This is a genomic window from Luteimonas gilva (genome assembly GCF_005239095.1).
In the GTDB taxonomy this organism is placed as follows: domain Bacteria; phylum Pseudomonadota; class Gammaproteobacteria; order Xanthomonadales; family Xanthomonadaceae; genus Luteimonas_C; species Luteimonas_C gilva.
Window position 1 is genome coordinate 1,404,210 of the sequence record NZ_SZUA01000001.1, and the last position, 20,449, is coordinate 1,424,658.

A 20,449-nucleotide genomic window follows, 5' to 3' on the forward strand; every position below is an offset into this window, starting at 1 on the left:
ACGCCATGCCGGTTTCCGGCGCCGATTCCCGTAAGGAACCATGGGGGATCCGCGTCACGACCTGCGCAACGGAGCAAGGAGTACGCGTTACATGAAACTGGCCTGGATCCTCTGGCTGTCCCAAATGCTGCCCCAGCCGGCCGCCGATTCGTTGTGCCTGAGCACGACGGTCTACCTGGAAGCCCGCGACCAGTCGGTCCGCGGCCAGCAAGCCGTGGCCGAAGTCGCCCTGCGCCGCCGCGACAGCGGCCTGTGGGGCAACAACGTCTGCTCGGTGGTCACCGCTCCCAAGCAATTCGCCCCCACCCTGGTTTCGCGCCAGACCCGGCTCGGCAACAGCGAAGCCTGGGCCGAAGCCGTGACCGTGGCGCTCGAAGCCGAGCGCAACTGGGCCCTGCCGCCCGGCAAGCGCAAAGAGATTGTCCCCGGCGCCAGCCACTTCATGGCCCACGCCATCGCCGCGCCGAGCTGGCGCAACGCCTACCAGGTGGCGACGATCGGCGACCACACTTTCCTGCGCGTGCAGAAGCTGAAACCGCGCCGCGGTTGATCGCCGCGGCTTCGATTTTTTGTAGGAGCGGCTTTAGCCGCGAGCTTTTTCTCTCAAATCCTTGCAATGTCGCGATTTGAAGCAATGAGCTCGCGGCTAAAGCAAAAGCCCGCCCCCACGAAGCAAAGCCGCAACGATCCGTTGCGCCGCGGCGATTGAGCCTTCACGCCTCCGCGTCCATCATCGCGCCTCCTCGCAACGGAGTCGCTCCATGAAGCTTTACTACTCGCCCGGCGCCTGCTCGCTGGCCGACCACATCGTGCTGGAATGGATCGGCAAGCCTTATGAAGCCGTGCGCGTGAACCGCGAGGAGCGCAAGCAGCCCGAATTCCTGAAGATCAATCCCGCCGGCGCGGTGCCCGTGCTCGAGGACGGCAGCTGGCGATTGACGCAGAACGCGGCGATCCTCAATTTCCTCGCCGACAGTTTTCCCGAAGCGGGCCTGGGCGGCGACGGCACGCCGAAGAGCCGCGCCGAAGCGAACCGCTGGCTGGCGTTCGTCAATTCAGACATGCATCCGGCGTTCAAGCCGCTATTCGGTTCGACCGCTTATCTGGGCGACGAAGGCGCGATCGAAAAATCCAAGGCCGACGCCAAGAAGAAACTGCGTGGCATGTTCGCGACTGCCGACGCGCAATTGGCGGGCAAGGATTGGCTAATCGGGCAGCGTTCGATCGCCGACCCGTATTTGTTCGTGCTGACGCGTTGGGCCAAGGCCAACGACATCGACCTGTCCGGCCTTTCCAACCTCGAGCGTTTCTTCGCCCACATGCTGGCCGATGCGCACGTGCAGAAGGCGATGAAGGACGAAGGCCTGGCCTAAACCGCTTTCGCTTTGTAGAACGGTGCTTGCTCCGCTGCCTTTGCCGTTGCTCGTGTAGAGCGGAGCTTGCTCCGCTGCTCTTATTCCATCGGGTCGGCGAGAAAAGCAGCGGAGCAAGCCCCGCTCTACAAAGCGTTACGCCATGGCGGCGCGCACGCCGCGTTCCCACTGCTGCGCCGACGGCACGCCCTTGCTCTTGGCGATCGCCGCGGTCAATTCCGGCAACAGCGCCGACAATTCGTCGGTGTCGTTGCAACGCTCGATCTTCAGCTGCATGAAATAGCCGCGCAGGCCCAGATGCTGGCGCACCGCTTCGGACATCAGTCCGCTCAGCACGCGATAACGGTCGGCCGCATCGGACCAAGCCGCAGCGGCTTCGGCGATTTGCGCCAGCGGCGCGATCAAACCCTGCTCGGCCAGTTGCGCCAACGCATCCGGCGGCGCGTGCAGACCGCTGGCCAGGCCCAGCAACTGGGCGATGTTGCGCCGGCCGTCGACCAGCAGCAACGTGGAGCGAAGCGCGGGCGGCAGCTTGCGCGCCCGCGTTTCGATTTCTTCGCGACCGGCATCGGTCTTGGCGTACACCTCGTCGGCTCGCATCTCCCCCTCCCCCGGCTCAGGATGCGCGCCGCGGTCTCCCTTAGCCGCGGCGTTCGATCGGCACGTATTCGCGATCATCCGGCCCGGTGTAGTTGGCGCTCGGGCGGATGATCTTGCCGTCTTCGCGCTGTTCTATCACATGAGCCGACCAGCCGGACGTGCGCGCGATCACGAACAGCGGCGTGAACATCGGGGTCGGCACGCCCATCATGTGGTAGCTGGAGGCGCTGTACCAATCCAGGTTCGGGAACATCTTCTTCAGGTCCCACATCAGCGTTTCGATGCGCTCGCTGACGTCGAACAGCGTACGGTTGCCGCCCTCGTCGCACAGCTTGCGGCTGATGTCCTTGATGATCGGGTTGCGCGGATCGCCGATAGTGTAGACCGGATGGCCGAAGCCGATCACGATTTCCTTGCGTTCGACCCGGGCGCGGATGTCGGCTTCGGCTTCGTCGGCGGTCGAATAGCGCGAAATGATGTCCATCGCCACTTCGTTCGCGCCGCCGTGCTTGGGACCGCGCAGCGCGCCGATCGCGCCGGTGATGCAGGAATGCATGTCCGAACCGGTGCCGGCGATGACGCGCGCGGTGAAAGTGCTGGCGTTGAATTCGTGTTCGGCGTAGAGGATCAGCGATTTGTCCATCGCATCGGCGTGCAGCGCGCTCGGCGGCTCGCCGTGCAGCAAATGCAGGAAATGCGCGGCGATGCTGTCGTCGTCGGTTTCGACGTCGATGCGGCGGCCGTTGCGGGTGAAATGCCACCAGTACAGCAGCATCGAACCGAAGCTGGCCATCAGCCGGTCGGCGATGTCGCGCGCTTCCGAAGCCGGGTGGCCTTCGCGTTCCGGCAACACCGTTCCCAGCACCGAGCAACCGGTGCGCATCACGTCCATCGGGTGCGCGTTGGCGGGCACCAGTTCCAGCGCTTCCTGCACGATCGCCGGCAGCCCGCGCAGGCGCTTGAGCTTGGCCTTGTAGGCCTTCAGCTGCGAAGCCGTCGGCAGCGCGCCGTGCACCAGCAGATGGGCGACTTCCTCGAACGTGGATTTGGTCGCCAGGTCGTGGATGTCGTAGCCGCGGTAGTGCAGGTCGTTGCCGCTGCGGCCGACCGTGCACAGCGCGGTGTTGCCCGCGGCGGTGCCGGACAGGGCGACCGATTTTTTCGGCTTGAAGCCGGGCTGCGTGGAATTGTCGCTCACTTTCGTTCTCCGTGATTCATCGGTCGGTTCAATCGGTAAAGGCTTCCGTCGCGGTCTGCCAGGGGCATTGGGCCACCGGCCGCACCACCGGCTTGACGGGCGCGCGCCGGTCTTCGAACACCCAGCATTCTTCCAGGGTCGAGCAGTAACAAAAATCCATCCGTCCGCGCGCGTTCATTCCCCGACGGAAGCGCGCGTAAATCGACGGATCCTTGAAGATGAGCACGGCCAGCGACTCGCCGGGGCTAAGCACGGTTTCGGACAAGGTCGAATGGCCGTACTCGGCGCCGGACAAACCGAGCGCGGACAGCACGGCCGCCCAGTTGCGATACGGCTTGCCGTCGACGGTGATCCGCACCGTCTCTAGCTTGGCCGGACCGACGCCCTTGTTGAAGATGCTCACCCGACGGTCTTGGTCCTGGTAGGCGATGGTCGCGTGCGGCCACACCTGCGCGCGCACCTGTTGGCGCTGCACGTAGGCGGTGTAGCCGGACACCAGCAATGCGAGCAGGCCGATGCACGAAGCGACGATCATGCCGAAGGCGTCCCAACGTCGCTGCGGTTCGATGCGCACCCGCGCGTCGCTGTCGGCATGCGGCGGCGGTCCGGGCGCCTGGCTCATTCGTAGAACTCGTCCGGCCCCATCGCCGGACAGCGCGCGACTTCGCGCTGCGCGTCTTCCAGCGATTCGCCCCAGGTCTGCGTGGTCCAGCACTCGTCCAGCGCCGAGCAGTAGCAGAGCTTGATCCGCAGGCGCTTACCGGCATGCCGGCGCAACTCGAGGAAGCGCTCGTGGCTGGAAGGTTTCAGGTAAACCAAATCCTCTCCGGCCGACAGCACCAGTCCGGCGAGCGAGCTGTAGGACTGGCCGGGATCCTGCAATCGCAGGCGTTCGAGCACCTGGCCCCAGCTGTGCGCCGGCTTGCCGTCGACTTCGACCCGCACCGAACGCACCATCGCCGGACCCACGCCTTTGTTGGCGATGCGAAACTCGCCTGCCTGGCCGGCGTTGTACATCAGCAGCCGCGGCCAGACCTCGGCGCGCACCTGCTGGCGCTGGATCAACGCGGTGTAGGCCGAGACGGCCACCGCGACCAGGCCGATCAGCACCGCCGAGATCGCGGTGATGCGATCCCAATCGGTGCCGGGCTTGGCCTGCGCTTCGTTCACTTCGACTTGGCGAACAGGGTGTCGAGCTTCTGCTCGTAAGCGTGATAGCCGAGGAAGTCGTACAGCTCCTCGCGCGTCTGCAGCCGGTCGACGATGCCCTTCTGGGTGCCGTCCTTGCGCACGGTTTCGTAGAAGCCCAGCGCCGCCTTGTTCATCGCCCGGTACGCGCCGCAGCAGTACAGCGCGATGTCGACGTTCGCCTCGCGCAGCTCGTCGGTGGTGAAGAAAGGCGTGGAGCCGAATTCGGTGAGGTTGGCGAGGATCGGCACCTTCACCGCCTGCTTGAAGCGACGGTAGTCGTCCAGCGACTTCATCGCTTCGGGGAAAATCATGTCGGCGCCGGCGTCGACGTAGGCCACGGCACGTTCGATCGCCGAATCCACGCCTTCGCTGGCGGCGGCGTCGGTGCGGGCCATGATCACGAAGCTTTCGTCGTGGCGCGCGTCCACAGCAGACTTGATGCGGTCGACCATTTCGTCGGCCGGCACCACTTCCTTGCCGGGGCGATGGCCGCAACGCTTCTGCCCGACCTGATCTTCGATATGGACCGCCGCGACGCCGACGTTGATGAAGGATTTGATGGTGCGCGCGATGTTGAAGGCGCCGCCCCAGCCGGTGTCGATGTCGACCAGCAGCGGCATGCCGGTCGCGTCGACGATGCGGCGCGCATCGATCAGCACGTCTTCCATCGTGCTGATGCCCAAATCGGGCACGCCGAGCGAGTTGGCCGCTACGCCGCCGCCGGACAAGTACAGCGCTTTGTAGCCGACGCGCTTGGCCATCAAGCCGGCGTAGGCGGTGATGCTGCCCATCACCTGCAACGGGGATTCTTCGGCGAGCGCGGCGCGGAATCGCGCGCCGGCGGAGGTCTGCGGGCTCATGGCGTCTCCAGGAAAGGCCATATTTTAGCCGAGCCGGGCCGGCGGCGCCCGCTGGCGCACCGGCCGCGCTGCTAGCATGCGCCACCGGACAACGAGGGACGAACGTGCGCAAAGCGTGGCTACTGGCCTGTTGCCTGGCCTACTCCTCCCTCGCCACGGCCCAGGAGACGGCATGGCCATCGCGGGCCGCCGCCGCCACGGCCGCGCTGGAAGCGCAAGCGCCCGATCTGGCCCGCAAACTATTGTCGGAGCGCGCCGACTGGGAACCGGCCCAGCGCATGCGCCTGCAACTGGCCGCGGACCGCTATCGCGAAGCGACCGAAAGCATCCGCGCCGCGCGCGAACAACGCGCGTCCACCGCCGCACCGGTCGACGCCAAGACGCTGTTCCTGCAATACGAGATCTACGCCGATGCGAAGCTGCGCGGCGAGCCTTCGCTGCTGCCCTCGCTGCGGCGCGGTTTCGCCGCGCTCGGCGACCGGGAGGCGGCGCGGGCCTTGCCCGCGTTCGGCGCCGATCTGCCGCGCGCGCGCAACGATTTGGACGCCGCCCTGACGCGGCAACTCGGCAAGAAAAGCATCGCGCAAGCGGATGCGCTGGAACTGGTCCGCCTGTTCGTCTTCCACAAGGTCTACGCCGCGCTGCTGCCAGCCATGCCGACGCTGATCGCCGAAGACGAAACGCGGCGTTACGAGATCCAACGCGACGTCGTCGTTCCCGGCGCCGACGGCGCAAGTCTGCGCGGCCTGGTCGTGCGCCCGAAATCGGCGCGAGATGCGCAACCCGCGTTGCTGGGATTCACCATCTACGCCAACGGCGACTGGTCGCTCTCCGACGCCAAGGCCGCGGCCGCGCACGGTTACGTCGGCGTGGCCGTGTACAGCCGCGGCAAAGCCGGCAGCCCCGGCCCCATCGCGCCTTACGAGCACGACGGTGCCGATGCGGCGGCGGCGATCGCCTGGATCGCGCGCCAGCCCTGGTGCGACGGGCGCGTGGGCATGTACGGCAACAGCTACAACAGCTTCACCCAGTGGGCCGCGGCGAAGCATCGGCCGCCGGCATTGAAAGCGATGATGACGTCGGCGTCGACCGCGCCCGGCATCGACGTGCCGATGCAAGGCAACGTCTTCCTCAATTTCCTGTACCCCTGGCCGCTGTGGACCGCGAACAACGCCACGCTCGACGGCGACAGCTACGGCGACCAGGCGCGATGGCAGCGCCTGGATCGCACTTGGTACGAAAGCGGCCGCGCCTACCGCGATCTGCCCAGGATCGACGGCACGCCGAATCCGGTTTATTCGCGCTGGTTGCAGCATCCCGGCTACGACGCCTACTGGCAGGCGATGACGCCGCAAGGCGACGAGTTCGCGCGGATCGACATCCCGGTGCTCGCGGTGACCGGTTATTTCGACGGCGGGCGGGTCGGCGTGCAGCACTACTACGACGAGCATCTGCGCCATCGTCCGAACGCGGACCACACCCTGCTGATCGGCCCGTGGGGGCATTTCGCGATGCAGACCGGCGTGGCCCGCTTCGTCGAGGGCTATCAGGTCGATCCGTCGGCCCTGATCGATCTGCCCGAACTGCGCTATCAATGGTTCGATCACGTCTTCCGCGGCGCGCCCAAGCCCGAACCGCTGCGCGGCCGCGTGAACTATCAAGTGATGGGCGCCGACGCCTGGAAGCATGCGCCGTCGATCGAAGCGATGGCGAACGAACGCTTGCGCCTGTATCTGCAACCCGCTTCCGGCGGCGGCGAAGGCGCGCTCGCCGAGCAAGCGCCAGCGCGCGATGCGTTCAGCGCGCAGAACGTCGATTTCGCCGACCGCAGCGACGTCGACTGGACTTCGCCCACCGAATCCCTGCTCGACAAGCTGGATCCGCACGGCGGCCTGGTCTTCGCCAGCGCGCCTTTCGCGGCGCCTGTCGAATTGAGCGGATTGTTCTCCGGCCGTTTGGACTTCACCACCAACAAGCGCGACATGGATCTGACCGTGTCGCTGTACGAGCGCATGGCCGACGGCCGCTATCTGCTGCTGGCCTGGCACCTCGGCCGCGCGAGCTACGCCAAGGACCGGAACCGCCGCGAACTGCTGAAGCCCGGCAAGCGCCAGTCGCTTGATTTCCGCAGCGAACGGCTGGTGAGCCGGCGATTGCAGGCGGGCAGCCGGCTGGTGATCGTGCTGGCGCTCAACAAGCAGCGCGACATGCAGATCAATTACGGCAGCGGCAAGGACGTCAGCGACGAAACCGTCGCCGACGCCGGCGAGCCGATGCGGCTGCGCTGGTACGGCGACAGTCATATCGATGTGCCCTTGATGCGGGCAGGTGAAGCGGCCGCGTCGATCGGCGCGGCTCGCTGAACGCATCCAACGACGATTCCGTGCGCCGCTTGACATGCAATGATTTCATTGCATAATGACGGCCGTGGACGAAGATGAGCTGGACCGTGTTTTCAAGGCCCTCGGCGACCCTACCCGCCGCAGGATCCTCGACAGCCTGAGACGGCGTCCGCAACAGTCGCTGTTCGAAATTTGCGCCCTTTCGGCGCTGCAAGAAGGCGCAGCTCTTTCGCGCCAGGCAGTCACCCAACACCTGGACATGCTGCAGAAAGCCGGGCTAGTCCGCGTCGAATGGTCCGGCCGCACCAAGATCCACTCTTTCGATCCCGGACCGCTGCGAGCGGCGGCCAGGCAATGGCTCCGAAAACACCTTTAGACGAGGAGAATCCGGATGAGGATCTATGTCACCAGCGTCTTCGTGGACGATCAGGCGAAAGCCTTGGACTTCTATACCCGCGTGCTCGGTTTCGTGAAGAAGCACGACGTGCCCCTGGGCGAACACCGGTGGCTGACCGTGGTTTCGCCGGAAGTTCCGCAAGGCACCGAATTGCTGCTCGAGCCGAGCGAACATCCCGCCGTTCCGCCGTACAAGGCCGCATTGGTCGAAGACGGCATCCCGGCGACCTCGTTCCAGGTCGACGACATCGATGCCGAATACGCGAGGCTGCGCTCCCTCGGCGTTTCATTCGCACGAGAGCCCGTAGACGTGGGCAATGTGCGCATGGCTGTGTTCGACGATACCTGCGGCAATCTCATCCAGTTGATGCAAGTGAAACCTGCTTCGCAGCGAACGGCGCAGCCATAGCCGCGGTCAGTCGCGACGGTCATGAAAAAGGGCGGCCGAAGCCGCCCTTTTCATCAGCATGTCCGCTTGCTCAGCCGAGCAAATGCGCCACGCCAGCCCGCTCTTCTTCCAGCTCGGCCAAAGTCTTATCCATGCGCTCGCGGCTGAACGCGTCGATCTCCAAGCCTTCGATGCGGGTGTACTCGCCGTTCTTGGTGGTCACCGGCACGCCGTACATCACGTCCTTGGGAATGCCGTAGCTGCCGTCCGACGGCACGCCCATCGTCACCCACTTGCCGTCGCTGCCCAGCACCCAGTCGCGGATGTGGTCGATGGCGGCGTTGGCGGCCGACGCAGCCGAAGACAGGCCGCGCGCTTCGATGATCGCCGCGCCGCGCTTGCCGACCTGCGGGATGAACGTATTCGCGTTCCAATCGGCGTCGTTGATCTTGTCCTTCAGCGACGCGCCGTTCGCAGTGGCGAAGCGGTAATCCGGATACATGGTCGGGCTGTGGTTGCCCCACACGATCAGCTTGTCGATATCGCCGACGGCGACGCCGGCCTTCGCGGCGAGCTGGCTCAGCGCGCGGTTGTGGTCCAGGCGCAGCATGGCGGTGAAATTCTTGGCCGGCAGATCCGGCGCCGACTTCATCGCGATGTAGGCGTTGGTGTTGGCCGGGTTGCCGACGACGAGCACCTTCACGTCGCGCTTGGCGGCCTTGTTCAGCGCGGCGCCTTGGGCGGTGAAGATCTTGGCGTTCTCGAGCAGCAGATCCTTGCGCTCCATGCCCGGGCCGCGCGGACGCGCGCCGACCAGCAGGGCGATGTCGGCGTCCTTGAACGCGACTTCGGCGTCGTCGGTGCCGACCATACCGGCCAACAACGGGAACGCGCAGTCCTCAAGCTCCATCATCACGCCCTTCAGCGCGGCCTGGGCCTTCTCCATCGGCAATTCCAGCATCTGCAGGATGACGGGCTGATCCTTGCCCAGCATTTCGCCGGAAGCGATGCGGAACAGCAGCGAATAGCCGATCTGGCCGGCGGCGCCGGTGACGGCTACGCGGACGGGTTGCTTCATGGTTTCGATCCTCGGTGCATCGTGGGAGACGGCGGACGATGTCCGCCGGGGGTTACTTCAATTCGGCGAAGAATTCCTGGAACCGCTGCAAACCCGGAGCCAGCTGCGGCGTCGGGCAGGTGTAGCTGATGCGCAGCGCACGCGGTTCGCCGAAGGCCGAGCCCGGCACGCAAGCCACGCCCTTGGCTTCCAGCAGCGCGTTGCAGAAGTCGACGTCGTTCTCGATCTTCTTGCCGTCGTGCGACTTGCCGAACGCGACGCTGATGTCCGGGAAGGCGTAGAACGCGCCCTGCGGCTTCGGGCAGACCACGCCGGGAATCGAATTCAGCATGGCCATCACTTGGTCGCGCTTGGCCTGGAATTCGGCGTTCTTCTGGGTCGGGATGTCCTGCGGGCCGTTCAACGCGGCGACGGCGGCCGCAGTGACGATCTCGGGAATGTTGGTGATGTGGTTGGAGTTCATCGTCGTGACCGCCTTGGCCACCGACTCCGGCCCGGCCATGAAGCCGACGCGCCAGCCCGGCATGCCGTAAGTCTTGGACAACGAATCCAGGAAGATCACCCGATCGCGCAGTTCCGGACGGAAATGCACGAAGTTGTGGTAGCCCACGCCGTCGAACACCATGCGGTTGTAGATGTCGTCGGTGAGGATCCAGGTGTCCGGATGCTTGACGATCACGTCCGCCAGCGCGGCGATTTCCTCGCGCGTGTAGACCATGCCGGTCGGGTTGGACGGATTGTTGAACAGGAACACTTTCGGCTTCTTCGCCAGCGCGGCGTCGAGCTGCGCGGGCGTCAGCTTGTAGTTCTGTTCCGGCGGGCACGGCAGCAGTTGGATGTCGGCGTTGAGGATCTCGCCGATGTCGACGTAGCTGGTCCAGTACGGCGTGGGGAAAGCGAAGCCGTCGCCTTCGTCCAGCAGCGCTTCGCAGACGTTGTAGATCACGTGCTTCGCGCCGATGCCGGTGGCGATGTTGGCGCGGGTGTAGCCGGTCATGCCGACCTGTTCGATGTGTTTCAGGAACGCGTCCAGCAGCGCATCCGCGCCGCGGTTGCTGCCGTACTGGCCGCTGTCCTTGGCCAGCGCCTCGCGGGCGGCGGCGTAGACGTGCTCGCCGGGCAGGAAGTTGGGAACGCCGATGGAGAAGCTGATGATGTCGCGGCCTTCGGCCTTGAGCTGCTTGGCCTTTTCGGCGACGAGCATGATCGCGCTGGGCTTGGCGCGGCCCATGCGGCGGGCGAGCTGGGGCATCGCGGGAAACCTCGTGGGGTTCGACGTGGGAAGCCTGCGGACAGGCGCGGGAGAGCGGCGGAATTTTAGCATGGCGCGGTTTTTCGCGGCGCCGGGTTCGACTGCTGCGAAGCGCGTCCTGGCCAGACTTCTTCGGGGATTTCGTCCTACTGGTCGCCCGGGACGCCCGGGGCCGGCGCTTATTGCAAGCGCTTCGGCCTCCCGCACGCAATCCACGCATGCAGGCCGGCATCCGAAGCGGCCGACCGCAAAAAACGAGAGCCCCATGACCGTCGAGCGCGTGACCTGCACCCTACGTCCTTCGTTATTGCTGTTGCCGTCGCTCGCGCTGGCCGGTTGCCATTCGGCGGCCCCGCCCGAACGAGCGCGGATGCCGGTGGCGGTCGAGCCCGCCGCCGTGACCGACTTGGCGGACATCGCCGGCCAAGCAGGAAAACGCGTGCGCGTCATCGGGACCTATACCCCCGTCGACCTGCGCATGAGGCCATCCGGCCCGCCGGTTTACCGCGGACATGCGGCGCTGCGTCTGCGGGACGGCACGCTGGTGCTCTTGGAGGCGCCTTGGCGTGAGGAAGCGCTGCGGCCACATGAAGAGTCCTTGCGCTTGCGGAATCAGGAGGCCGTGGCCGTAGGCACCCTTCGACCGCTCGCCCCGGAGCCGCCGGACGGTTCGAACAGCCTGCAGATGCCCTGTCTGAGTCCGGTCGAATCCGTCTCGGCAAGAACCGGCTCGGACGGCGGTCTCGCAGCCTGGGAGCCGAGCGGCGATGCCGGGACGGCCCTGAATCCCGATGAACGGCTGGCGCCGCGTCGGCAGCGGCGGCGCTCCTTGCCGAGGAGGCGCAGGCACCGGGCCGAAAAACAAGATAATGCGAAAAAGGCCGCCCGCGACGGCCGCGGGGGAGGGGGATCCGTGCCGCAATCATCGTTCCGAGGTTTATTCGCTGCGCTCGTCGCGGCCGTGTTGCTGACGTTCTCGCTATCCGGCTGCGTGTCCACCCAGGTCCGCACCGCCAAGGACGCCACCGGCCAGCCGCTGCGCATCGACGGCAGCGTAGTGCTGGTGGAGCCGGACATCGAATTGTCCGAATTGCTGGTCGGCGGCGCGGCCGAACCGCGCAAGGAATGGACCGAAGCCGCACGCAAGCTGTATCCGCAGGCCGCCCGCGATCAGCTTCAGGCCCAGGGCATCGTTCTGCGCCCGGATTTCGCCATCCCGGCCGACGCCGGCCCGGAGAACCGCCTGCGCCAGATGTATCTGCTGAACCAGGCGGTCTCGCTGAGCATCCTGCAGTACTCGCGCAGCAGCGGCACCGGTCCGCTGCGCAACAAGCACGGCAAGTTCGACTGGACGCTGGGCCCGGGCGCGGCCGAACTGCGCCAAGCCACCGGCGCCGACTACGCTTTGTTCACCTACGTCCGCGACAGCTACACCAGCGGCGGCCGCGCGGCGATGCGGGTGGTCGGCTTCCTGCTGCTGGGCGGCGACATCGGCGGCGGCACCCAAATCGGGCTGGCCTCGCTGGTCGATCTGCGCACCGGCCAAGTGGTCTGGCACAACCTGCTGCTGGACCAGACCGGCGACTTGCGCGACGCGCCCGGCGCGCGCGAGACCGCCGACGATCTGCTCAAAGGCATGCGGGGCAAGCCGCAATGAAGACGCGCGCACTCGGCATCGGCCTGCTCGTCGCCTTGACCGCCTGCGCCAGCCAGGCGCCGATCCGCGACAACAAGCCGGGCACCGCGCCCGCCGCCGGGAGCGACGAAGCCGAATTGTGGTACGCGATGGAGCGCGCCGAAACCGAACTGCAGCGCTCGCCGCTGCGCGTGCGCGACCCTGCGCTCAACGAGTACGTGCGCAAGGTCGCCTGCGAGGTGTCCGGCGAATACTGCAAGGACCTGCGCGTCTACGTGATGGACGTGCCGCAGTTCAACGCCAGCATGGCGCCGAACGGCGTGATGCTGGTCTGGACCGGCGCCCTGCTCCGCGCGCGCGACGAGGCCGAATTGGCTTTCGTGCTCGGCCACGAAGCCGGCCACTTCAAGGCGCAGCACTCGTTGAAACAGTGGCGCCGCATCAAGGACACCAGCGCCATGTTGACGGTGTTCCAGGTGCTGGCCTACGGCGCCGGCGCGCCGAACACGGCGATGCTCGGCTCGCTCGCCGGCTATGCGACCTTGTTCAAGTTCACCCGCGACCAGGAACGCGAAGCCGACCGGCTGGGTTTCCAGGCCATCGTCGAACACGGCTACGACCCGCGCGCCGGCATCGACCTGTGGGCGCGGATGAAGCGCGAGGAAGACACGCGCAAATACGACAAGCCTTCGCCGGCGTTCTCCACCCACCCCGCCACGGCCGAGCGCTTGGCCGACATCACCGCCGCGGCCGACGCGGTGGCGAACGCATCGAATGAGCGCCGCCGCGACGCCTACCGCGCCGCGACGCGGCCGTATCTGGAACATTGGCTGGACACCGAACTCGCCCGCCGCGCTTATGCCGCCTCGCTGCTGGTGATCGGCGAACTGCTCGCCGATTCGCCGCAGCAGGACGAGGGCGTGCTGACCTTCTACCTGGGCGAAGCGCACCGCCGGCGCAACGCCGACGGCGACCGCGCCGCGGCGGCCAGGCTGTATGCGCAAGCCGTCGCGATGCCCGGCGCACCGGCCGCGGCGTGGCGCGAACACGGTTTCGCACTGCGCGCCTCCGGCCGCAACGCCGACGCGCGCGTCGCCTTGCAACGCTATCTCGCCGACGCGCCGCAGGCCGAGGATCGCGCCTTCGTGCAACGCGAATTGGACAAGCTGGGAGGTGGCTCGTGAACCTATTCCGTAGCCCGGGTAAGCGCAGCGCACCCGGGAATGAGTCGCGACGTGTTCCCGGGTGCGCTGCGCTTACCCGGGCTACGCGCTTGGTCGCAATCTTCATGTTGTCGACGCTATTGGCGGCCTGCGCCTCCAACGGCCGCCCGCTGGTCCTGCCCGGCCCGAATCCCGCCGGCAGTCGTTTGAGCTTGAACAGCGAGATGGAATGGACGCGTATTTCCGCATCGCGCTTCCAGTTATGGACCATCGACGGCGAGTTGCTCAACCGCCTTTACCTGATCCCGTCGGTGCGCGAGCGCGATTACATCTTCCTGGGCAGCCGCCAGACCAAGCGCCGCCCGGACGGCGCCTACTTCAAGCCGGGGATGCGCGCGGACGAATTGCGCGATCTAATCGTCGACGGCTTGGCCGCATCGGGCGCGGTGAACATCGCGCCGAGCAATCTGCGGCCGACGACGTTCGGCGACCGCGAAGGCTTGCGCTTCGAAGTGTCATTGGCCAACGAGGAAGGGCTGAAATACCAGGGCATGGTCGCCGCGTTCGAACACGACAAGGAACTGGCGCTGGCGATCTTCCTGGCGCCCAGCGAGTACTACTATCCCCGCGATGCGGAGAAGGTGTCGCGGATGCTGGACACCTTGCGTTGGAAATAGCTTTGCTCGTGTAGAGCGGAGCTTGCTCCGCTGCTTTGCTTTGTAGAGCGGGGCTTGCCCCGCTCTACAAAGCGGACCGTCGAGCGGTTAAGCGGCGAGGATCTTGTTCCATTCCGCCACGCGATCGGCCTTGGCGGCCAGAGCGGCATCGGCGTCGCCTTCGATGGTGACCGACTTGATCTTGTCGCCCTGCTTCACCGCATCGACCGCTTCGATGCCCGACACGACCTTGCCGAACACGGTGTGTTTGCCGTCCAGCCACGGCGTGGCGACGTGGGTGATGAAGAACTGGCTGCCGTTGGTGTTGGGGCCGGCATTGGCCATCGACAGCACGCCGCGCTCGTGCGGCACGCCGTTGCGGGTCTCGTCCTCGAACTTGTAGCCCGGGCCGCCGGTGCCGGTGCCTTGCGGGCAGCCGCCTTGGATCATGAAATCGGCGATCACCCGGTGGAAGTTCAGGCCGTTGTAGAAGCCGCGCTTGGCCAGGTTGACGAAATTGGCCACGGTCAGCGGAGCCTTGTCGGGGTACAGCTCGACTTTGATGGCGCCGCGGTCGGTATCGAAGGTGGCGAAAAGGGACATGGGAACTCCTGGTGTCGGCTCGAGCCGGGGATTTGAGGCCGGGGGCGGCGCCCTTCAAGGCCGTTAAGGGATAAATCCGCGACCCGAAAGGGTTTTTGTCTCGGCAGCCCGCTATAATAACCGGCTTCCTTACCCGACCCTGCGCCGCGCCGCCGGCGCCCTTCCGTCATGTCCATCGAACGCCTCCGCAATATCGCCATCGTCGCCCACGTCGACCATGGCAAGACCACCCTCGTCGACCAGCTGCTGAAGCAGTCGGGCACCCTCAACGAGCGCGCCGTGGTCCCGGACCGCGTGATGGACAGCAACGACCTGGAAAAGGAGCGCGGCATCACCATCCTGTCCAAGAACACGGCGATCCGCTGGACCAACCCCAAGACCAACGAGGTCTGGCGTATCAACATCGTCGATACGCCCGGACACGCCGACTTCGGCGGCGAAGTGGAGCGCGTGCTGTCGATGGTCGACTCGGTGCTGATCCTGGTCGACGCGATGGACGGCCCGATGCCGCAGACCCGCTTCGTGACCCAGAAGGCGTTCGCGATGGGCTTCAAGCCGATCGTGGTCGTCAACAAGGTCGACCGCCCGGGCGCCCGCCCGAGCTGGGTGCTGGACCAGACCTTCGATCTGTTCGACCGCCTGGGCGCGAACGACGACCAGCTCGACTTCCACACCGTGTACGCGTCGGGCCTGCAGGGTTACGCCGGCCTTACCGACGACGTGCGCGAAGGCGACATGACTCCGTTGTTCGAAGCGATCTGCGAGCACGTGCCCGCGCCGCCGGTCGATCCGGACGGCCCGTTCCAGATGCGCGTCACCTCGCTGGACTACAACAACTACGTCGGCATCATCGGCGTGGGCCGGATCCAGCGCGGCAAGGTCAAGACCAACCAGCAGGTCACGGTGATCGACCGCGAGGGCAAGACCCGCAACGCCAAGGTGCTGCAGGTGCTCGGCTTCATGGGCCTGGAACGCGTCGAAGTGCCGGAAGCGCAGGCCGGCGACATCATCGCCTTCAGCGGCATCGAAGGCTTGGGCATTTCCGACACGCTGTGCGCGACCGACGCGGTCGAGCAGCTGCCGGTGCTGACCGTCGACGAGCCGACCATCTCGATGACCTTCCAGGTGAACGATTCGCCGTTCGCCGGCGTCAAGGACAAGAGCGGCGGCAAGTTCCTCACCTCGCGCCAGCTGCGCGACCGCCTGACCCGCGAGACCCAGCACAACGTCGCGCTCAAAGTCGAAGACACCGCCGATGCCGACAAGTTCAAGGTCAGCGGCCGCGGCGAACTGCATCTGTCGATCCTGATCGAAACCATGCGCCGCGAAGGCTACGAGCTGGCCGTGTCGCGTCCGGAAGTGATCATCAAGCAGATCGACGGCATCGCGCAGGAACCGTTCGAACAGTTGGTCGTCGACATGGAAGAGCAGTTCCAGGGCGGCGTGATGTCGCGCCTGGGCGACCGCAAGGCGCTGCTGACCAATATGGAACCGGACGGCAAAGGCCGCGTGCGGATCGAATTCATGATCCCGGCGCGCGGGCTGATCGGTTTCCAGACCGAATTCCGTACGATCACCGCCGGCACCGGCCTGCTGTTCCATGTGTTCGACCATTACGGCCCGAAGACCGAAGGCGCCATCGGCCAGCGCCAGAACGGCGTGCTGATCTCCAACGGCACCGGCCCGTCGCCGGCGTACGCGCAGATCGCGATGCAGGAACGCGGCCGCCTCTTCATCGAGCCGGGCGAGGAAATCTACGAAGGCCAGATCGTCGGCATCAACAGCAAGGACAACGACCTCACCGTCAATGCCCTGCGCGGCAAGCAGCTGACCAACTTCCGCGCGTCCGGCAAGGACGACGACGAAGGCCTGATCCCGCCGATCAAGTTCTCGCTGGAGCAGGCGCTGGAATTCATCGACGACGACGAACTGGTCGAGATCACCCCCAAGGCGATCCGCCTGCGCAAGAAGCAACGCACTGAAGTGGACCGCAAGCGCGCCTCGCGCGCCGCGTAAACTTCGCCGATGGCCCCCGACGATCCGCACTACAACCCGGACCCGCGCAGGCATCCGGGGCTGCATGTCATCGCCATCGTCGAGGCGGTAAAAGGCGCACTGGCGGTGTTCGCCGCCAGCGGTTTGGAATTGCTGGGCCCGGCGCCGCTGCAGCGCTGGGTCCACGAATTGATCGCGCGCTTCCAGTTGGATCCCGACCATGGCGCGATGGCCTGGCTGGCGAACGCGATCAGCCCGCACTCGGTGCATTTCGCCGCCGCGGCCGTGCTCGCTTACGGCCTGCTGCATCTGCTGGAAGCCTGGGGCTTGTGGCGGGCCAAGGCCTGGGCCTCCTGGCTGGGCTGCCTGGCGGCGGCGGCCTATCTGCCTTTCGATATCTACGCTTTGTTCCGTCACCCCGGCTGGCTGTCGGCTGGCGTCGTGTTGATCAACCTGATCGTGGTTTGGGTGCTGGGCCGGGATTTGTTCAAGCGCCGGCGTTAACCGCGGGCAGCAGCGCCTGCGCGCGCGGCGTGAGCTGACAGCCCTTCCGCATCAAGATGGCCACCGCCTTGGCGGCGATTTGGCGGCTCGCGGTATTGCCGGCGAAGGTGAAGGACGAGTCGCGGAATTCGAGCACGACATTGACGGTGCCGACGGTCGTGCGTACGTCGACCATGGCGATTTCCCGGTAAGAACGACGGCGCGCACGGACGACCTGGTATAGGAAATCGCCTTCGTACAGGACCAACCGCGGCGCCAGGTTCGAATGCGCGAGCGCCACCCAAGGCACGCCCTTCCACCCCGTGAAAGCGGCGACCAAGGGAATAGCCGTCCCGCCGGCCGTGTCCCCGCCGAGCGTGGCGGTCTTTGCTTCACGATTGTTTCTTGCGATGGCGATCACGACGAAGACTGCGATCGCCAGGAACAGGAGCGCGAGGCCGACGCCGACCTGCCACATCCCCTGCATTTCGCTCTGCGACTGCATTGATTCGCCTTCCGATTGCGGCACCACTCGCCGCGCATGATAGCGATCCATGCTCACGGCGGCCCACCGGCCGAATCGAGATTTTGTTGATGCTCAAGCGTTAACCTAAGGCCGGAGCGCGGGGTGTTCGGCCCGCGGAGGGGACGCCGATGGACGCATCACACGTGCCGGTATCGGAACGCGATTCGCAGCGGCTGCTGATCCTTTTCCTAAGTTTGCTGATCGTGTTCTCCACGGTCGTCTATCTCTCGCCGCCCAAGCGAAGCCCGATCCCGCTGGACTGGTGCCCGGGCGCGGCCGCCCTGATCGCATGCTTGGTCGTGCAGCGTAATTTGCGCGACCTGGGCTGGTCGCCGGGCACCGGCTATCTGCTGCCGGCACTGTTGATTCCGCTGGGATGCATGGGTTTGGTCTACGGCATCGCCTGGCTCGGGAATTCGGGCAGCTTCGATCCCGTGGGCGCGACTTATCTCTATCCGAAGTGGCTGTACGTCGTCTCGTTGACCGCGTTCTACGCTTTCGGCGAGGAAATCGGCTGGCGCGGCTTGCTGGTGCCGCAACTCGCGCGGCGGATGAGCGCTGCGAAAGCGGCGCTGTGGTCGGGCGCGCTGTGGGCGGTATGGCATTACCCGGTGTTCTTCAAATACGACTTGGGCGGGCCGCCCCTCGCCTACGGCATGACGATGTTCACGATCATGGTGGTGGGTTCGGCGTTCTTCTTGGCGTGGATGCGTCTGCGTTCGGGCAGTGTCTGGCCGGCCGTGGTTTTTCATTCCGCGCACAACCTGGCGGTGACCTGGTTCGATGCTTCGACGATTCCCGCGCCGCTGACGCCTTATCTAGTATCCGAAACCGGCATCGGGCTGGCCCTGGCCTACCCGGCCGCCGCGTTCTGGCTTTGGCGCCGAGCGCACCGCCTTTCGTAGAGTAGGTCGTACCGGGCCGATGCGATAGGTCCTGCGAGCGGCTTTTCGCGCCGGGGTTATCTACCCTTGCAGCCGGCCGGCCGACACGGGATGCTGCGCGCTGCCGCGCCCTGCCAGCGGCCTCTAGGGGATCGACATGTTCCGCAAACCCGTTTTGCTGCCGCTCGTCGCGGCCCTGGCGCTGGCCGCATGCCAGCGCGAGACTTCCGAACCCGCCGCTTCCGGCACGCCCGCGGCAACCAGCGCGCCCGCACCCGCCGCAACCCCGGCGCCCACGCCGCCGCCTGCGGCGTTCGCATTCGAAGAAGCCGGCATCGCCAGCCTGCAGGCGCGCATGGACAAGGGCGAGCTCACCAGCCATGCGCTGACCCAAGCCTATCTGGACCGCATCGCGGCGATCGACAAGGCGGGGCCGATGCTGAATTCGGTGATCGAACTCAATCCCGATGCGTTGAAGGAAGCCGACGCGCGCGACGCCGAGCGCAAGGATGGCAAGAAGCGCAGCGCATTGCACGGCATTCCGGTGCTGCTGAAGGACAATATCGACGTTACGCCGATGGTCAATTCCGCCGGTTCTTTGGCATTGGCCAACCACAAACCGAAGGCCGACGCTTTCCTCGTGCAACGCCTGCGCGAAGCCGGCGCCGTGGTGCTCGGCAAGACCAATCTCAGCGAGTGGGCGAATTTCCGTTCGTCGCGTTCCACCTCCGGCTGGAGCGGGCGCGGCGGCCAAACCAAAAATCCGTACGCGCTGGACCGCAACCCCTGCGGTTCCAGCGGCGGCACGGGCACCGCGATCGCGGCCAATCTCGCCGTCGTCGGCATCGGCACCGAAACCGACGGCAGCATCATCTGCCCGTCGGCGGTCGCCGGCCTGGTCGGCATCAAGCCGACGGTGGGCCTGGTGAGCCGCAGCGGCATCATCCCGATCTCGCATAGCCAAGACACCGCCGGCCCGATGACGCGCAGCGTCGCCGATGCGGCCGCGCTGCTGGCCGCGATCACCGGCAAGGACGATGCCGACGCGGCCACGCAGCAGAACGTCGGCAAGGCGGTGTTCGACTACACGGCCAGCCTGAAGACCGACGGCTTGAAGGGCGCGCGGATCGGCGTGGTGCGTAAGCTGATGGGTTACCAGCCCGATGTCGACGCCGCGATGGAGAAAGCCATCGCTTCGATCAAGGCCTCGGGCGCTGAAGTGGTCGACGTCGAAATCCCGACGCTGGGCAAATGGGACGAGCCGGAATTCGAAGTGCTGCTGTACGAATTCAAGGCGGATCTGGAGGCTTACTTGGCGAAGAGTGGCGCGCCGGTGAAAACTTTGGCCGAGCTGATTGAGTTCAACAAGAAGAACGCTTCCGCGGAGATGCCCTACTTCGCGCAGGAGCTGTTCGAAAAAGCGCAAGCCAAAGGTCCTCTCACGGATGCCGCCTACATCGAAGCGCGCACCAAGGCGCGCAAGTTGGCCGGGCCGGAAGGGATCGACGCCGCATTGAAATCGCAGAAGCTGGATGCGCTGATCGCGCCGTCGATGTCGCCGGCCTGGCTGACCGATCCGGTCAACGGCGACCATTTCACCGGCGCCGGCTACGGCGCGGCCGCGGTCGCCGGTACGCCCAGCATCACCGTGCCGACGGGCGACAGCCATGGCCTGCCGCTGGGCATCACCTTCATGGGTCCGGCGTGGAGCGAACCTCGTTTGATCGAGCTGGCGTATTCGTTCGAACAGGCGACCAAAGCGCGCAAGGCGCCGAGGTTCGAGCCGACGGTGAAGCTGGAAGCGGCGCAATCCGCCAAATAGCAG

Annotated in this window: 21 protein-coding genes; 12 read left to right on the forward strand and 9 right to left on the reverse strand. The window is 65.9% G+C overall.

Annotated features, from left to right (window positions below):
- Positions 1 to 91: 91 nt before the first annotated feature.
- The gene (locus FCE95_RS06650) at positions 92 to 550 is read left to right on the forward strand and encodes a cell wall hydrolase (RefSeq protein WP_137266150.1); all 459 of its coding nucleotides are present in this window, start codon (positions 92 to 94) and stop codon (positions 548 to 550) included.
- 211 nt (positions 551 to 761) lie between these two features.
- Positions 762 to 1,373, forward strand: coding sequence for a glutathione S-transferase family protein (locus FCE95_RS06655; RefSeq protein ID WP_137266151.1), 612 nt, complete (start codon positions 762 to 764; stop codon positions 1,371 to 1,373).
- A 135-nt stretch (positions 1,374 to 1,508) separates the two neighbouring features.
- On the opposite strand, the gene FCE95_RS06660 is transcribed toward FCE95_RS06655, so the two are convergent.
- Genes FCE95_RS06660 through prpB form a run of 5 tightly spaced genes read right to left on the reverse strand, consistent with a single transcriptional unit; the run spans position 1,509 to position 5,222 of the window.
- Positions 1,509 to 1,973, reverse strand: a complete 465-nt coding sequence (locus FCE95_RS06660; RefSeq protein WP_137266152.1) for a hypothetical protein — start codon at positions 1,971 to 1,973, stop codon at positions 1,509 to 1,511.
- Positions 1,974 to 2,013: 40 nt separating this feature from the next.
- On the reverse strand, positions 2,014 to 3,171 hold the full coding sequence (gene prpC / locus FCE95_RS06665) for a bifunctional 2-methylcitrate synthase/citrate synthase (protein ID WP_137266153.1): 1,158 nt from the start codon (positions 3,169 to 3,171) through the stop codon (positions 2,014 to 2,016).
- Between the two features lie 28 nt (positions 3,172 to 3,199).
- Positions 3,200 to 3,793, reverse strand: coding sequence for a hypothetical protein (locus FCE95_RS06670; RefSeq protein ID WP_137266154.1), 594 nt, complete (start codon positions 3,791 to 3,793; stop codon positions 3,200 to 3,202).
- The gene (locus FCE95_RS06675) at positions 3,790 to 4,341 is read right to left on the reverse strand and encodes a hypothetical protein (protein WP_137266155.1); all 552 of its coding nucleotides are present in this window, start codon (positions 4,339 to 4,341) and stop codon (positions 3,790 to 3,792) included. Before FCE95_RS06675 ends, FCE95_RS06670 begins: the two co-directional genes overlap by 4 nt.
- Positions 4,338 to 5,222: a methylisocitrate lyase gene (gene prpB / locus FCE95_RS06680; RefSeq protein WP_137266156.1), complete on the reverse strand. Its 885-nt coding sequence runs from the start codon at positions 5,220 to 5,222 to the stop codon at positions 4,338 to 4,340. Before prpB ends, FCE95_RS06675 begins: the two co-directional genes overlap by 4 nt.
- A 104-nt stretch (positions 5,223 to 5,326) precedes the next feature.
- On the opposite strand from prpB, the gene FCE95_RS06685 reads away from it, so the two are divergent.
- The 3 genes from FCE95_RS06685 (at position 5,327) to FCE95_RS06695 (ending at position 8,369) form a co-directional block, all read left to right on the forward strand.
- A complete protein-coding gene (locus FCE95_RS06685) occupies positions 5,327 to 7,585 on the forward strand; it encodes a CocE/NonD family hydrolase (protein ID WP_137266157.1) in 2,259 nt (752 codons plus the stop codon).
- A gap of 64 nt (positions 7,586 to 7,649) precedes the next feature.
- Positions 7,650 to 7,940, forward strand: a complete 291-nt coding sequence (locus FCE95_RS06690; protein ID WP_223266802.1) for an ArsR/SmtB family transcription factor — start codon at positions 7,650 to 7,652, stop codon at positions 7,938 to 7,940.
- 15 nt (positions 7,941 to 7,955) lie between these two features.
- A complete protein-coding gene (locus tag FCE95_RS06695; RefSeq protein WP_137266158.1) occupies positions 7,956 to 8,369 on the forward strand; it encodes a VOC family protein in 414 nt (137 codons plus the stop codon).
- A gap of 70 nt (positions 8,370 to 8,439) precedes the next feature.
- On the opposite strand, the gene FCE95_RS06700 is transcribed toward FCE95_RS06695, so the two are convergent.
- Complete coding sequence (locus FCE95_RS06700; RefSeq protein WP_137266159.1) at positions 8,440 to 9,426, reverse strand: malate dehydrogenase; 987 nt, start codon at positions 9,424 to 9,426, stop codon at positions 8,440 to 8,442.
- A 52-nt stretch (positions 9,427 to 9,478) separates the two neighbouring features.
- Positions 9,479 to 10,678, reverse strand: coding sequence for a pyridoxal phosphate-dependent aminotransferase (locus tag FCE95_RS06705; protein ID WP_137266160.1), 1,200 nt, complete (start codon positions 10,676 to 10,678; stop codon positions 9,479 to 9,481).
- Positions 10,679 to 11,669: 991 nt separating this feature from the next.
- On the opposite strand from FCE95_RS06705, the gene FCE95_RS17060 reads away from it, so the two are divergent.
- The 3 genes from FCE95_RS17060 to FCE95_RS06715 all read left to right on the forward strand — a co-directional run bounded on the left by FCE95_RS17060 (position 11,670) and on the right by FCE95_RS06715 (position 14,154).
- Positions 11,670 to 12,335, forward strand: coding sequence for a hypothetical protein (locus FCE95_RS17060; RefSeq protein ID WP_223266803.1), 666 nt, complete (start codon positions 11,670 to 11,672; stop codon positions 12,333 to 12,335).
- Entirely contained in the window at positions 12,332 to 13,498 is a 1,167-nt protein-coding gene (locus tag FCE95_RS06710; protein ID WP_189644656.1) for a M48 family metallopeptidase, read from the forward strand. Before FCE95_RS17060 ends, FCE95_RS06710 begins: the two co-directional genes overlap by 4 nt.
- A gap of 104 nt (positions 13,499 to 13,602) precedes the next feature.
- Positions 13,603 to 14,154: a hypothetical protein gene (locus FCE95_RS06715; protein WP_137266162.1), complete on the forward strand. Its 552-nt coding sequence runs from the start codon at positions 13,603 to 13,605 to the stop codon at positions 14,152 to 14,154.
- 87 nt (positions 14,155 to 14,241) lie between these two features.
- On the opposite strand, the gene FCE95_RS06720 is transcribed toward FCE95_RS06715, so the two are convergent.
- On the reverse strand, positions 14,242 to 14,736 hold the full coding sequence (locus tag FCE95_RS06720; protein WP_137266163.1) for a peptidylprolyl isomerase: 495 nt from the start codon (positions 14,734 to 14,736) through the stop codon (positions 14,242 to 14,244).
- 168 nt (positions 14,737 to 14,904) lie between these two features.
- On the opposite strand from FCE95_RS06720, the gene typA reads away from it, so the two are divergent.
- Both typA and FCE95_RS06730 read left to right on the forward strand, forming a co-directional pair.
- The gene (gene typA / locus FCE95_RS06725) at positions 14,905 to 16,752 is read left to right on the forward strand and encodes a translational GTPase TypA (RefSeq protein WP_137266164.1); all 1,848 of its coding nucleotides are present in this window, start codon (positions 14,905 to 14,907) and stop codon (positions 16,750 to 16,752) included.
- Positions 16,753 to 16,761: 9 nt separating this feature from the next.
- Positions 16,762 to 17,235: a DUF2127 domain-containing protein gene (locus tag FCE95_RS06730; protein WP_137266165.1), complete on the forward strand. Its 474-nt coding sequence runs from the start codon at positions 16,762 to 16,764 to the stop codon at positions 17,233 to 17,235.
- Here the strand turns inward: FCE95_RS06730 and FCE95_RS17225 are convergent.
- The gene (locus FCE95_RS17225) at positions 17,219 to 17,776 is read right to left on the reverse strand and encodes a hypothetical protein (RefSeq protein ID WP_223266804.1); all 558 of its coding nucleotides are present in this window, start codon (positions 17,774 to 17,776) and stop codon (positions 17,219 to 17,221) included. The two genes, FCE95_RS06730 and FCE95_RS17225, sit on opposite strands and share 17 nt — an antisense overlap.
- A 92-nt stretch (positions 17,777 to 17,868) precedes the next feature.
- Between FCE95_RS17225 and FCE95_RS06740 the strand changes: the two genes are divergently transcribed.
- The gene (locus FCE95_RS06740) at positions 17,869 to 18,645 is read left to right on the forward strand and encodes a CPBP family intramembrane glutamic endopeptidase (RefSeq protein WP_137266166.1); all 777 of its coding nucleotides are present in this window, start codon (positions 17,869 to 17,871) and stop codon (positions 18,643 to 18,645) included.
- A 136-nt stretch (positions 18,646 to 18,781) separates the two neighbouring features.
- On the forward strand, positions 18,782 to 20,446 hold the full coding sequence (locus tag FCE95_RS06745; RefSeq protein ID WP_137266167.1) for an amidase: 1,665 nt from the start codon (positions 18,782 to 18,784) through the stop codon (positions 20,444 to 20,446).
- Positions 20,447 to 20,449 lie beyond the last annotated feature (3 nt).

What these genes read in the sequence shown, in the direction of transcription:
- FCE95_RS06740 (WP_137266166.1), top strand. Translation starts at nt 17,869, where the DNA reads ATGGACGCATCACACGTGCCGGTATCGGAACGCGATTCGCAGCGGCTG.
- FCE95_RS06745 (WP_137266167.1), top strand. Translation starts at nt 18,782, where the DNA reads ATGTTCCGCAAACCCGTTTTGCTGCCGCTCGTCGCGGCCCTGGCGCTG.
- FCE95_RS06705 (WP_137266160.1), bottom strand. Translation starts at nt 10,678, where the DNA reads ATGCCCCAGCTCGCCCGCCGCATGGGCCGCGCCAAGCCCAGCGCGATC.
- typA (WP_137266164.1), top strand. Translation starts at nt 14,905, where the DNA reads ATGTCCATCGAACGCCTCCGCAATATCGCCATCGTCGCCCACGTCGAC.
- FCE95_RS06650 (WP_137266150.1), top strand. Translation starts at nt 92, where the DNA reads ATGAAACTGGCCTGGATCCTCTGGCTGTCCCAAATGCTGCCCCAGCCG.
- FCE95_RS06670 (WP_137266154.1), bottom strand. Translation starts at nt 3,793, where the DNA reads ATGAGCCAGGCGCCCGGACCGCCGCCGCATGCCGACAGCGACGCGCGG.
- FCE95_RS06720 (WP_137266163.1), bottom strand. Translation starts at nt 14,736, where the DNA reads ATGTCCCTTTTCGCCACCTTCGATACCGACCGCGGCGCCATCAAAGTC.
- FCE95_RS06715 (WP_137266162.1), top strand. Translation starts at nt 13,603, where the DNA reads ATGTTGTCGACGCTATTGGCGGCCTGCGCCTCCAACGGCCGCCCGCTG.
- prpB (WP_137266156.1), bottom strand. Translation starts at nt 5,222, where the DNA reads ATGAGCCCGCAGACCTCCGCCGGCGCGCGATTCCGCGCCGCGCTCGCC.
- FCE95_RS06695 (WP_137266158.1), top strand. Translation starts at nt 7,956, where the DNA reads ATGAGGATCTATGTCACCAGCGTCTTCGTGGACGATCAGGCGAAAGCC.
- FCE95_RS06730 (WP_137266165.1), top strand. Translation starts at nt 16,762, where the DNA reads ATGGCCCCCGACGATCCGCACTACAACCCGGACCCGCGCAGGCATCCG.
- FCE95_RS06655 (WP_137266151.1), top strand. Translation starts at nt 762, where the DNA reads ATGAAGCTTTACTACTCGCCCGGCGCCTGCTCGCTGGCCGACCACATC.
- FCE95_RS06700 (WP_137266159.1), bottom strand. Translation starts at nt 9,426, where the DNA reads ATGAAGCAACCCGTCCGCGTAGCCGTCACCGGCGCCGCCGGCCAGATC.
- FCE95_RS06710 (WP_189644656.1), top strand. Translation starts at nt 12,332, where the DNA reads ATGAAGACGCGCGCACTCGGCATCGGCCTGCTCGTCGCCTTGACCGCC.
- FCE95_RS06660 (WP_137266152.1), bottom strand. Translation starts at nt 1,973, where the DNA reads ATGCGAGCCGACGAGGTGTACGCCAAGACCGATGCCGGTCGCGAAGAA.